The sequence below is a fragment of the Paenirhizobium daejeonense genome, assembly GCF_014280875.1.
Lineage (GTDB): Bacteria > Pseudomonadota > Alphaproteobacteria > Rhizobiales > Rhizobiaceae > Allorhizobium > Allorhizobium daejeonense.
Genome location: NZ_JACLAL010000009.1, coordinates 114,591 through 126,523, shown reverse-complemented (window position 1 = coordinate 126,523; position 11,933 = coordinate 114,591). Strand labels below are relative to the sequence as shown.

Below are 11,933 nucleotides of genomic sequence, written 5' to 3'. Positions count from 1 at the left end.
TGATGATGTGGGAACGGCGCGTCAGGGATTGTCGCGCCGGAAGATCCAGTCGTGGTCCGGATGGTTCTTGAAGCGCCACTTGCGCAGGGGGCCAGCCATGACGTTGAGGTAATACATTTCGTAGCCGTATGGCGCGCCGCAGGGGTGATGCCCCTTGGGCACGAGCACGACATCTCCGTCGGAAACCGCCATCGTCTCGTCCAGCGACCCGTCCTCGGTGAAGACGCGCTGGAAGCCGAAGCCCTGTGCCGGGTTCAGCCGGTGGTAATAGGTCTCCTCGAGATAGGTCATGTCAGGATAGTTGTCCTGGTCATGCCGGTGCGGCGGATAGGACGACCAGTTGCCCTGGGGCGTGAAGACCTCCGTCACCAGCAATGCGTCCGCGACGTCGCGGTCCTCCATGGCGATGGCATAGACGTAACGCGTATTGGCGCCCTTGCCGCGTTCGCTGAGAGAAATGCCGGCGGGACCGATCACCTGCGCCTCGCGGCCAGCCGTTGCGGGAGCGGTGCAGACGGCCAGCGTGCAGTCCGTCGTGGCGACCGCCGACCATTCGTTTTCAGCGGGAACATAGACGCAGTGCGGTGGAGTGCGCTCGAAGACGCTCATTCGGTCTCCGAGTTCCCCGAAAGCCTTGCCGCCGCCGGTGATTTCCGCCTTGCCTTCGACAAGCACGAGAATGACTTCCGTATCGCCGGTCTGCTCGGCGGCTTTTTCGCCTGCCTTCAGCCGGTAGAGGCCGAAGCCGACATAGCCCCAGCCGGCGCTGGCCGGGGTGATGTCATGAACCTTGCCGGACGTTCCCGACGGTTTGCGCAAGAGGGAACTCATCTGTCATCTCCTTGCCGATCCATGGTTTCGGGATCGGGCGTATCGAAAGGTTCATAAGGGGCGTGGAGGCGGTCAGGCCGCCGCTGCCTTGTCCAGTCTGGCTTCCCGAGCCATGGCCTTCAGCGATTTCAGGCCGAGGTTCTGGTACTGGAAGGGATTGCGGACATCTGGATCCTGTTCGGCCTCGATGACCAGCCAGCCCTGATAGCTGTGCTCGGCTGCAACCGCGAGAACCGACGGGAAGTCGACGCCGCCTTCGGTGTCGCCCGGCACGGTGAAGACGCCGCGACGCACGCCTTCGAGGAAGGAGAGGTTCTCCTCACGCACCTGCGTAGCGATAACCGGGCGGACGTTCTTTGCATGGATATGGCCGACCCGGTTCATGTACTTGCGGGCGACACGCTCCGGATCGCCGCCGCCGAACAGGCAATGGCCGGTATCGAGCAGCAGCTTGGCATGCGGGCCGGTATTTTCCATCAGCCGGTCGATCTCGTCCTCACTCTCGACGATGGTGCCCATGTGATGGTGGTAGACGAGGGCAATTCCCTGCGCTGCGGCATATTCGGCGAGGGCCTCTACGCCTGCGCCGAACTTTGCCCAGTCCGCTTCGGAAAGCTTCGGGCGTGCGTTGACTGCGACGGCATCATTGCCGTGAATGGCGTTGGAGGTCTCGCAGACGATGATGACTTTGGAGCCCATGGCCTTCAGGAGGTCTAGCGCCGGCTGCATGGCCTTCTTCTCGTCCTCGATCGAATGAGTGAGCAGGTTCAGCGAATGCCAGCCGGATACATAACGCAGGCCGCGGGGTTCCAGCACGGCCTTGAGGCCGGCCGGATCCTGCGGGAACTTGTGGCCCTTCTCGATGCCGTCGAAACCGATCTTCGCTGTTTCGTCGAGGCACTGATCAAGGCTGATATGGGCGCCGAGCGTGCGGTCGTCGTCATTGGACCAGGCAATCGGATTTGTGCCGTAGAGGATCATGGTCAGTGTCTTTCCTTGAGTGCTGCCTCGTAGCGGGCGCGGGCTTGATTGACTTCGGCGCGGGGCGAAACTTCGGGAACCGCAACGTCCCAGAAATGACCGCCGGCATCGGGCGTGGGATACGGGTCGGTGTCGATCACGATCACTGTCGTCACGGTCGATTCACGGGTCGCGGCGAGAGCCGTTTCCAGTTCCGCGATGCTGGCGACCTTGCTGGCGACCGCGCCCATCGATGCCGCATGGGCGGCAAAGTCGATGGCGATCGGATTGACGTTGGTGTGAGCGTAGAGATTGTTGAATTCGGCTCCTCCGGTGCCCATCTGCAGCCGGTTGATGCAGCCGTAGCCGCGATTGTCGGTGATCACGAGGGTGATCTTCACACCCATGCCGACTGCGGTCGCAAGCTCCGAGTTCATCATCATGTAGGAGCCGTCGCCGACCATGACGATGACGTCGCGGTCGGGTTCCGCCATCTTGATGCCGAGGCCGCCCGCGACCTCGTAGCCCATGCAGGAAAAGCCGTATTCCATGTGATACGAGAGCGGCAGCTTCGCCTTCCAGAGCTGGTGCAGTTCGCCCGGCATGGTGCCGGCAGCGCACATGACGACGGTGTTGTCGCGCGATGACCGCTGCACGGCGCCGATCACCTGCATATCGGTCGGCAGGCTGTTGCTGTCCTTGGGCGCGTTCGTCACCGCATCCGCCTTGGCGAACCAGCCGTTTTTGATTGCCGGATCCGGAGCCTGGAATGTCTTGTCGCCAAGAGCGGCGGAGAGCTGTTCAAGTCCGATCTTCGCATCCGCCGTCAGCGGGATCGCGTCATGCTTGGCGCTGTCATAGGCCTGAACGTTCAGCGCGAGGATCTTGCGCGTCGGGTTCTTGAACAGCGCCCAGGAGCCGGTGGTGAAATCCTGGAAGCGCGTGCCGACCCCGAATACGAGATCGGCCTTTTCGGAAACGATATTCGCGCATTCCGTTCCCGTGACGCCCACCGCACCGAAATTCAGCGGATGATCCCAGGCCATGACGGACTTGCCGGCCTGTGTTTCGACAACGGGGATCCTGTGCTTTTCGGCGAAGGTCTTGAGCGTTTCGGTCGCGCCCGAGAAATGCACGCCGCCGCCGGCGACGATGACGGGGTTCTTCGCGGACTTGAGCGCGGCAACAGCGGCTTCGAACTCGGCCCTGTCCGGCTCGGGACGGCGCATGCGCCAGACACGCTTTTCGAAGAAGCTCTCCGGATAGTCATAGGCCTCGGCCTGAACGTCCTGGCAGAAGGCGAGGGTGACGGGTCCGCAATCGGCGGGGTCCGTCATGGTGCGCATGGCGCGGGGCAGGGCGGTCAGCAGTTGCTCGGGCCGCATGATCCGGTCGAAATAGCGGCTGACCGGGCGGAAGCAGTCGTTGACCGAAACCGTGCCGTCTCCGAAATCCTCGATCTGTTGCAAGACCGGGTCCGGGCCGCGATTGGCAAAGACATCGCCGGGAATGAAGAGCACCGGCAGGCGGTTCACATGGGCAAGGGCCGCCGCCGTGACCATGTTGAGCGCGCCGGGGCCGATCGACGAGGTCACCGCCATCGCGCGGCGGCGGCGAAGTTGCTTGGCATAGGCAATCGCGGCATGGGCCATCGATTGCTCGTTCTGTCCGCGCAGTGTCGGCAGTTCATCGCGAATGCCATGCAGGGCTTCGCCGATGCCGGCCACGTTGCCGTGGCCGAAGATTGCCCAGACGCCGGCGATATAGGGTTCGCCGTGCTCGTTCATCTGGTTCGCCAGATAGCGCACCATTGCCTGGGCGGCTGTCAGTCTGATCGTTTTCACGCCGCTTCTCCTCCCGGTCGGTTCGATCTCGTTGTGGTGGATGAACCGCCTTATCTTGCCTGTATTGCCGCGATTGCTGGTGAACCCTGCGCGGTGGCCGCACTCGACGCTCGCGCATCATCCCAGATGCGGCAGAGATTGCGAAAGCGCTGCGTCATGTCCTCTACCGCCTCGCTGTCGCTGATCGTACCGGCAAGCCATTTACGCGCTGCCTCACCGAAGATGGTTCGGCCCACGGCAAAGCCCTTGACCAGATCGAAGCCGGCCGCAAGCCGGAAGCTTTCTGCAAGCTCCGCCTCCGGTGCGTCGAGGCCGAGCACCACGATGCCGCGCGTATAGGGATCGTGGCGGGATACGGCCTCGCAGGCATTCTTCCACGATGAATGGGTGCGCATCGGCTCCAGTTTCCACCAGTCGGGATAGACGCCGATCTCGTAGAAGCGGTCGATGATGCGGGCGGCGGTCAGGTCGTCCGTCGGTGCGACCTTGGAGGGAATGATCTCCAGCAGCATTTCGAGACGGTTGCGGCGGGCGGCATGGAAGAGACGGATGACGGTCGCTTCCTGTTCGGCCCGCATCTCCGGCGGATCGTCAGGATGGTAGAAGCAGAGGACCTTCACCACGTTTTCCAGTGGCCATTCGCCAAGTCCGCCGTAGTCGGGGCCGATCTCCGCTTCCAGCGTCAGCGGACGGGAACCCGGCCATTCGACCGGCCGGCCGATCCAGAGACCCGAGCCGCTGGCCGCATGGAGCGCGTCGCGCCCCAGCCGTCCGTCACAGAGAATGCCGTAGCCGGTGTCTTCGCCGGCAACATCGAGAGCGGCTTTCAGGCAAAGCTGCTTGAACGCGCCTATCTTTCCGAGCTCGGTTCCGATTTCCTTCGCCATCGCCTCAAGCTGCATGCGATGGTCGAAGGCGAAGACCCGCATGGTCGACCGATCGATCTTGCGGTTGGTAGACCAATGCACCTGTTCCAGTGCCTCGTCCTTGCGCAGCGCCTTGTCGCGAATGCCGGTGCGGAAGAAATACTGGAGTTCTTCCCAGCTCGGATAGGCCGGCGTGCAACCATGGCGAGACACCGCGAAAGCGCCGCAGGCATTGGCGAATTTGAGCGACGTCGGCCAGTCCTCTCCGGTCAGCCAGCCTTTAAGCAGGCCGGACATGAAGCCGTCGCCCGCGCCCAGCACGTTGAAGACCTCGATCGGGAAGCCCTGGCCCGTTTGGCCCTCGTCCAGACTTTCGGGAATGTCTCCGGCGAAGACGACCGCGCCAAGCGGTCCGCGCTTGCACACGAGTGCTGCCTTAGAGATGCGGCGAACCGCCTTCAGCGCCTGGATCGTATCGGTGGAACCGCCCGCGATATGGAATTCTTCTTCCGTTCCGACGATGAGATCGAACAGGTGCAGCGTCGATTGCAGCTTGGCCGTCACGGCATCGGAGCCGATATAGCGGCTTTCGCCGGCGCCGTGGCCTGCAAGACCCCAGAGGTTCGGGCGGTAATCGATATCGAGCGCTGTTCTGGCGCCGCTTTCGCGGGCGAGGTTTAGCGCCTTCAGGACCGCAGCTTCGGTGCGCGGATGAGAGAGATGCGTTCCGGTCGCGCAGACGCAGGCCGCTTCCGCGATGAAGGCAGGATCGATATCCTCTTCCGACAAGGCCATGTCGGCGCAGTTTTCGCGGTAGAAGATCAGCGGAAACTGGTGCTCGTCGCGGATGCCCAGCAGCACCAGCGCGGTCAGCCTCTCCGGATCGGTCTTTACGCCGCGCACATCGACGCCTTCGCGCTCAAGCTGTTCGCGGATGAAGCGGCCCATATGCTCGTCGCCGACGCGGGTAATCAGCGCCGACTTCAGCCCGAGGCGGGCGGTGCCGGCGGCGATGTTTGTCGGGGAACCGCCGATATACTTGTTGAAGGAGGCCATGTCTTCGAGCCGGCCTCCGATCTGTACGCCGTAGAGGTCGACAGACGATCGGCCGATCGTGATGAGATCGAGTGTTTTCACGAGCCTCCTCCCTGGCTGCATGCCCTTGTCCGCAGAGCGTTCGGGCCTGTTCCTATCGTTTGCCGGTGCCCAAACCCTCCTCAGGTCTCGTGAAGCATCCGGTATTTTCTGACGATCGCACTCCCTAGCGTCGCCTATTCTTAATTTGGATTTTAAATTCCATTTTTTGGAATTTCAACAAAAATATTCAGTCACGTTGCGTTCCAACCGCGACGGCCAGCGTGATCGCCACGCAAAGCGTTGCGGAGAGCGAGCGAAAGGCCCCGAAATCCACTTCCGTGACGGAGATCAGCTTTGCGCCTGATTTTCGAAGCGAACTGACGGCGGTATCTGTTAGGGCGACAACCGGGATGTCACGGCTTCTCGCGGCGGTAACGAGATCGACCGTTTCCGCGGTGTAGGGAGAGAAGGTGATGGCGAGCACGGCATCGCCGGGCCTGATGGCGCTCTGGTTATCGAGCTTACCCACGGCGCTGTGCAGCATGGCAGGTACCTTCATCTTCTCGAAGGCATAGGCGAGGTAGCTCGCGACCGGGAAGGAACGGCGAAGGCCGATAATATGGATGATGTCGGCCTTGGCAAGAATGGAGACGGCCTCGTCAAGCTCGTGCGGATCGACAGTTTTCAGCAGACTTTCCAAAGAGGCGCGACCTGCTTCCACGAACTCCGCCAAGAGGCCGCCGCCGCTTTCTTTCCCCTTTTCGCGTAGATGGTCGAGACGGGTGGCATAGTCCGGCCATCCCCCGACATAGGAATCGCGAAACAGTCGCTGCATCTCGGAGAAGCCGGAAAACCCCATGATTTGACAGAAGCGCATGAATGCCGAAGGCTGCACGCCGGCCCCTTCCGCCATCTCGGCCACGGTGGAGACGGCGATGCGGTCCTGATTGGCCGCGACATAGTCGGCGCATTGCCGAAGCCGCTTCGGCAGGCTGGCGGAAACCTCTAGCAGGCGCTCCTCGAAGGCCTTCACCGTGGCGGGCACTGCGCTTTCATTCATGCGGTTTCCTTTCCTGCTTGACAGCCATCTGTCCACACTCTAGCAAAATAGAATATATATTCCAAACGCGTTTTACGCCGATATTTATGCTCCCCCGGATCGAGGAATGAAGGGGTAGCCCGGCGCAGGGCGGCAACACCTAAGGGAGGAGATATCATGGTAACGAAGCTTGCGCTTCTGGGCGCCGGTCGCATCGGCAAGGTTCATGCACAGGCAATCGCCAGCGACAGCCGCGCCAAACTGGTGGCGGTGGTGGATGCCGTGGCCGAGGCGGCGCAGGCCATTGCCGATCAGGCCGGCTGCAAGGTCAGCACGATCGACGCGGTTCTCGCCGATCCCGAGGTCGATGCCGTCGTCATCTGCACGCCGACCAATACCCATGCCGACCTGATCGAGCGTTTCGCCAAGGCCGGCAAGGCCATTTTCTGCGAGAAGCCAATCGATCTGGATGTCGTGCGTGCGAAAGCCTGCCTTGAGGTTGTTCGCCAGACCGGCGCGCGCGTCATGCTCGGCTTCAATCGTCGTTTCGACCCGCATTTTCGTGCGGTACGCAAGGCCATCGAAGACGGCACGATCGGCAACGTGGAAATGGTGACGATCACCAGCCGCGACCCCGGTCCGCCGCCGGCCTCCTATATCAAGGTTTCGGGCGGCATTTTCCGCGACATGACCATTCATGACTTCGACATGGCCCGTTTCCTCCTCGGCGAGGAAATCGTCAGCGTCACCGCATTCGGCTCGGTGCTGGTCGATCCGGAAATCGGCAAGCTCGGCGATTACGACAGCGCCAGCATCATCCTGACGACGGCAAGCGGCCGGCAGGCGATGATTTCCAATTCACGCCGCGCCTCCTATGGCTATGACCAGCGTATCGAGGTTCATGGATCGCTTGGTGCGGTTTCTGCCGAAAACCAGCGGCCGGTGTCGATCGAGATCGCAACCGGAAACGGCTACACTCGCCCGCCATTGCACGACTTCTTCATGACGCGCTATACGGCTGCCTATGCGGCGGAAATCTCCGCCTTCATCGATTCGATCGTGGAGGGAACCGCGCCGTCGCCTTCGGCGGAAGATGGGCTGATTGCCCTTCAGCTTGCCGATGCGGCGCTCAGATCCGCCTCGGAGCATGTGACGATCTCACTCGTCTGAGGGCTAAACCCGTAGCGGGGTGATTGTGAACGAAGGGCAGGGCCGTTGATCGAACATACGCCACTCATCCTGGCGATCGCTGTCGTCTCGGCCTTTCTGGTCGGCCTTTCCAAGGGCGGATTGCCTTCGGTCGGCACGCTGGCGGTGCCGCTCCTTGCCCTCGTCATTTCGCCGGTGACGGCAGCGGCGTTGCTGCTGCCGATCTTCGTCGCCAGCGATATGGTCGGTCTCTACCTCTACCGGCGAGATTATTCCGCCCGAAATCTTGCTATCCTGACGCCTGCCGCGATCGCGGGCGTTGCCATCGGCTGGTATTTCAGCGCCTCGCTTTCGAGCGTCTTCATCGGCATGCTGGTCGGCGCCGTCGGGGTCCTTTTCTGCCTGAACGCCTGGTTCGGCGAGCGTTACCGCGCGGCGCGCGTGCGCTCGGCGGACGTTCCGGGCGGGGTCTTTTGGGGTGTGCTGACGGGGCTCACGAGCTTCGTCTCCCATTCCGGCGCGCCGCCGTTCCAGATGTACGTGTTGCCGCAGCGTCTGGAAAAGATGACCTTCGCGGGGACGTCGACGATCCTCTTTGCCATCGTCAATGCGGTGAAGCTCGTTCCCTACTGGCAGCTCAACCAGTTCTCGCATTTCGACGTGCCGCTCGTTCTCGGTCTCGCCGTACCCGCGATCATCGGCACCATCGCCGGGCGGCAGCTCACCCGGATGATTCCGGATGGGCTGTTCTTCAGATTGATCCAGATAACCCTACTTCTGCTCTCGCTGAAGCTCATCTGGGATTACGTTGCATCGCTGATCTGACCCACCGGCGTCAGCGAGCACGGAATTCGTTACCGGCCGCTGCGCGGGGATGTGGCGAAATCGGCAAAGCCCTCAAGGTAGGCCTTAAGCTGTTCCTCGATCTTGGCGTCCGCGAGATTGCCATCGGCATCGAAGACGCCCGAAGCGCGCGACACCAGAAGACGGCCTTCCGACCAGAAATCCACCCCGAGCGTGCGAAGGATCGGTAGCCAGGCATTCTGCGAAAGGATCGTGCCGAAACCGCCCGGCGAGGCTCCCATCAGCGCGACGGGCTTGCCGCCGAAGACCCGCTTGATGTCGTTCGAAGGGCGTGAAAGCCAGTCGATGGCGTTCTTGAAAACACCGGGAATGGAGTTGTTGTATTCCGGCGTCACGAGGATCAGGCCGTCGGCCGCCGCAATCGCGTCTTTCAGCGTCTGCACCGCTTCCGGAATGCCCTTTTCCGCCTCGAGATCGCCGTCATAGAGCGGGATTCCGTGAATAGTCCCGACGGCAAGCTCCGATCCTGTCGGTGCAAGCTTGGCGGCAGCGTTGAGCAATGCGCTGTTGTAGGAGCCGCGTCTCAGGCTTCCGGAGATACCGATCAGTTTCGCCATATCTTCATTCCTCTTGGTTCAGGCTTCATGGTTCCGGGGATTGCCAACGCGGCAATCCGGATAAGGAAAAGAGAGGCAGCACGGCCCGGCGTCAAGCTGTTATCCGCTGGCGGTAGGATAGGCGGAAAGGTGTCCGATGCTGGAGGGTGAAAACAGTCAGGCGGCTGAAGCCGCCTGATATCCGTATTCTTTTGCGTGTGTTGAAGGGCTCAGCCTGTGGCCCGCGCCAGCTTGAGCCGTGCCTCGCGGCGTTCTGCCTGCACATCCGGATCGGGGTCGAGGCCAGCGGCCAGCAGGGCCTGTGTATAGGGCATCTTCGGTGCCTCGAAGATCTGGCGAACCGTACCGAGTTCCACCACCTTGCCCTTCTGCATCACCATCACGTGATCGGCGAAATCGCGCACAACAGGCAGGTCGTGGGCGATGAAGATGAAGGCGATGCCCATCTCCTTTCTCAGCTTGTCGAGAAGGTCTATCACCTGCGCCTGAACCGAGACGTCAAGGGCTGACACGGCCTCGTCGCAGACGATCAGTTGCGGTTCGAGCGCAAGCGCCCGGGCAATGGCGATACGCTGGCGCTGCCCGCCGGAAAACTGATGCGGGTAACGCACCGCATGCTCGGGCCGCAGGCCGACCTGCACCAACAGTTCGGCGACGCGGCTGCGCCACTGTTTCTTCGGCAGGATCTCGGGGTGGATGACCCATGCCTCGGACACCAGATCGTAGACCGTCATGCGCGGATTGAGCGATTGGGTCGGGTCCTGGAAGACCATCTGCAGGTCGCGGCGAAGCTTGAAGAGTTCGGCCGGCGAAAGGGTGAAGAGATCCCGTCCTTTCCAGAAAGCCTGCCCGCCGCTCGGCTCGTCTAGGCGAAGCAGGATGCGGGCGAGCGTCGACTTGCCGGAGCCGCTTTCACCGACCACAGCCAGCGTCTCGCCCGGCATGAGATCGAAGGAAACGCCGTCCAGCGCGTGGAAGGCGCTGTAGTATTTCTGCAGGTCCCGGACCTTCAAGACAGGCTCGCGGGCTTCCAGCGGCGGATGCATCTCGCCGCGCCCGGGGGCAGCCCCGATTAGCTTGCGCGTATAGGGATGCTGGGGGTTCTTGTAGACCTCGCGTGTGCTGCCGGTTTCCACGATTTCGCCGGCATTCATCACCACGACGCGGTCGGCAATTTCGGCGACGACGCCGAGGTCGTGGGTGATAATGAGCACGCCCATGCCGGTTTCCTGCTGCAACTCGTCAAGCAGCCGCAGCACTTCGGCCTGCACGGTCACGTCGAGGGCTGTCGTCGGTTCGTCGGCGATGATGACATCGGGTTTCATGGCGAGCGCCATGGCGATCATCAGGCGCTGGCGCTGGCCGCCGGAAAACTGGTGCGGATACTTCTTGAGCGCGTTTTCAGGTTCGGGAATACCCACGCGGGTCACGAGCCTGAGTGCTTCTGCATGGGCCGCCAGCCGGTCGACGCCATGGGTGGTGAGCGCCTCGACGATCTGCCAGCCGACCGGGTACACCGGGTTGAGATGGCTGAGCGGATCCTGGAAGATCATGGCGATCTTCCGACCGTTGATGTCCCGGCGCTGGGAAGCGGAAAGCTTCAAGAGGTCCTTACCGTCGAACCGGATCTCGCCGCTGGTGATGCGGCCCGGTGGCATGTCGATCAGGTCGAGGACCGCCGAGGCGGAGACCGACTTGCCCGATCCCGATTCACCGAGAATGGCGAGCGTTTCGCCCCGATCGAGATACCAGGAGATATCCTTGACCGCCTTGACCACGCCAGCTGCGGTATGGAACTCGACCGAGAGGTTCCTGACTTCGAGAAGATGCTCAGCCATTCTTGTGACCTCTCATTTCCAGTCGCCAGCGCTGCACGGGATCGAGTGCGATGCGCAGCCAGTTCGACAGAAGGTTCAGGGACAGGGTGGTGAGAATGATGGCGAGACCCGGCCAGAAGGAGAGCCACCATGCATTCGTAAGGTACTGCCGCCCCTGTGCGATCATCAGCCCCCAGGTGATTTCCGGCGGCTGGATGCCGATGCCGAGGAAGGAAAGCGAGCTTTCCGCCAGCATGACATAGGCGAAGTCGAGCGTCGCGATGGTGGTCAGCGTCGGCAGGACAACCGGCAGGATGTGGCGGAAGATGATCCGCTTCTGCGATGCGCCCATCACCCGCGCTGCCGAAACGAACATGCGCTCGCGGATTTCCAGCACTTCGGCCCGCGTCGTGCGAAGATAGACGGGAATTCGCGTGATGGAGAGAATTATGATCAGGTTGGTGACCGACGGGCCGAACACGTAGAGCACGATGACGGCGATCAGCAGCGAGGGGAAGGACATGATGACGTCGGCGATGCGCATGATGACCTGGCTCACCTTGTTGCCGGCATAGCCCGCGATCAGGCCGAGCATGGAGCCGGCGATGGCCGAGACCAACACGGCGCCGGCGGCGACCATCATGGTGTTCTGCGTCGCGACGATGATGCGGGCGAGAAGCGGCCGGCCGAGCGCGTCGGCGCCGAGGAACCACAGCCAGCCGAGATCGAGATGGAAGGGCGGCGCATTGCGTCCGCGCAGGTTCTGCTTCTGCGCGGCGGCGTCGAGCCAGGCGGGGCCAATCAGCGACATCACCAGCACGATGAGAAGGAAGATCGCAGCGGCAAGCGCGAACTTGTCCGCCCACAGCATGCGGGCGAAGCGGGTGATTGGTCCGGGCGTTTCGGGCATGGCTTCGTTGTGTGTCATG

Annotated in this window: 10 protein-coding genes; 2 read left to right on the top strand and 8 right to left on the bottom strand. The window is 62.2% G+C overall.

Going from position 1 to position 11,933, the window contains the following annotated elements; genetic code table 11:
* Nucleotides 1-21 precede the first annotated feature (21 nt).
* From iolB to H4I99_RS20380, 5 genes are all read right to left on the bottom strand, one after another.
* A complete protein-coding gene (iolB, locus tag H4I99_RS20400) occupies nucleotides 22-831 on the bottom strand; it encodes a 5-deoxy-glucuronate isomerase (RefSeq protein WP_163898831.1) in 810 nt (269 codons plus the stop codon).
* Nucleotides 832-903: 72 nt separating this feature from the next.
* Nucleotides 904-1,812 (bottom strand): myo-inosose-2 dehydratase, encoded by a 909-nt coding sequence (gene iolE / locus H4I99_RS20395; protein ID WP_163898828.1) that lies wholly within the window; start codon nucleotides 1,810-1,812, stop codon nucleotides 904-906.
* A gap of 2 nt (nucleotides 1,813-1,814) precedes the next feature.
* Nucleotides 1,815-3,635: a 3D-(3,5/4)-trihydroxycyclohexane-1,2-dione acylhydrolase (decyclizing) gene (gene iolD, locus H4I99_RS20390; RefSeq protein ID WP_163898825.1), complete on the bottom strand. Its 1,821-nt coding sequence runs from the start codon at nucleotides 3,633-3,635 to the stop codon at nucleotides 1,815-1,817.
* Nucleotides 3,636-3,685: 50 nt separating this feature from the next.
* Nucleotides 3,686-5,638: a bifunctional 5-dehydro-2-deoxygluconokinase/5-dehydro-2-deoxyphosphogluconate aldolase gene (locus H4I99_RS20385; RefSeq protein WP_163898822.1), complete on the bottom strand. Its 1,953-nt coding sequence runs from the start codon at nucleotides 5,636-5,638 to the stop codon at nucleotides 3,686-3,688.
* A 187-nt stretch (nucleotides 5,639-5,825) separates the two neighbouring features.
* The gene (locus H4I99_RS20380; protein ID WP_163898819.1) at nucleotides 5,826-6,638 is read right to left on the bottom strand and encodes a MurR/RpiR family transcriptional regulator; all 813 of its coding nucleotides are present in this window, start codon (nucleotides 6,636-6,638) and stop codon (nucleotides 5,826-5,828) included.
* A gap of 156 nt (nucleotides 6,639-6,794) precedes the next feature.
* Here H4I99_RS20380 and iolG point away from each other — a divergent pair, with 156 nt between their 5' ends.
* Nucleotides 6,795-7,787, top strand: a complete 993-nt coding sequence (gene iolG / locus H4I99_RS20375) for an inositol 2-dehydrogenase (RefSeq protein WP_163898816.1) — start codon at nucleotides 6,795-6,797, stop codon at nucleotides 7,785-7,787.
* A gap of 45 nt (nucleotides 7,788-7,832) precedes the next feature.
* Nucleotides 7,833-8,591 carry a sulfite exporter TauE/SafE family protein gene (locus H4I99_RS20370; protein WP_163898813.1) on the top strand — a complete coding sequence of 253 codons (759 nt, stop codon included), beginning with the start codon at nucleotides 7,833-7,835 and terminating at the stop codon, nucleotides 8,589-8,591.
* Nucleotides 8,592-8,620: 29 nt separating this feature from the next.
* On the opposite strand, the gene H4I99_RS20365 is transcribed toward H4I99_RS20370, so the two are convergent.
* The 3 genes from H4I99_RS20365 to H4I99_RS20355 form a co-directional block, all read right to left on the bottom strand.
* The gene (locus H4I99_RS20365; RefSeq protein WP_163898809.1) at nucleotides 8,621-9,187 is read right to left on the bottom strand and encodes an NADPH-dependent FMN reductase; all 567 of its coding nucleotides are present in this window, start codon (nucleotides 9,185-9,187) and stop codon (nucleotides 8,621-8,623) included.
* Between the two features lie 209 nt (nucleotides 9,188-9,396).
* Nucleotides 9,397-11,025, bottom strand: a complete 1,629-nt coding sequence (locus H4I99_RS20360; RefSeq protein WP_163898806.1) for an ABC transporter ATP-binding protein — start codon at nucleotides 11,023-11,025, stop codon at nucleotides 9,397-9,399.
* Nucleotides 11,018-11,932, bottom strand: coding sequence for an ABC transporter permease (locus H4I99_RS20355; protein ID WP_163898803.1), 915 nt, complete (start codon nucleotides 11,930-11,932; stop codon nucleotides 11,018-11,020). Before H4I99_RS20355 ends, H4I99_RS20360 begins: the two co-directional genes overlap by 8 nt.
* Nucleotide 11,933 lies beyond the last annotated feature (1 nt).

Coding starts and splice junctions, on each gene's coding strand:
- H4I99_RS20380 (WP_163898819.1), bottom strand. CDS start 6,638: ATGAATGAAAGCGCAGTGCCCGCCACGGTGAAGGCCTTCGAGGAGCGC.
- H4I99_RS20365 (WP_163898809.1), bottom strand. CDS start 9,187: ATGGCGAAACTGATCGGTATCTCCGGAAGCCTGAGACGCGGCTCCTAC.
- H4I99_RS20360 (WP_163898806.1), bottom strand. CDS start 11,025: ATGGCTGAGCATCTTCTCGAAGTCAGGAACCTCTCGGTCGAGTTCCAT.
- iolG (WP_163898816.1), top strand. CDS start 6,795: ATGGTAACGAAGCTTGCGCTTCTGGGCGCCGGTCGCATCGGCAAGGTT.
- iolB (WP_163898831.1), bottom strand. CDS start 831: ATGAGTTCCCTCTTGCGCAAACCGTCGGGAACGTCCGGCAAGGTTCAT.
- iolE (WP_163898828.1), bottom strand. CDS start 1,812: ATGATCCTCTACGGCACAAATCCGATTGCCTGGTCCAATGACGACGAC.
- H4I99_RS20355 (WP_163898803.1), bottom strand. CDS start 11,932: ATGACACACAACGAAGCCATGCCCGAAACGCCCGGACCAATCACCCGC.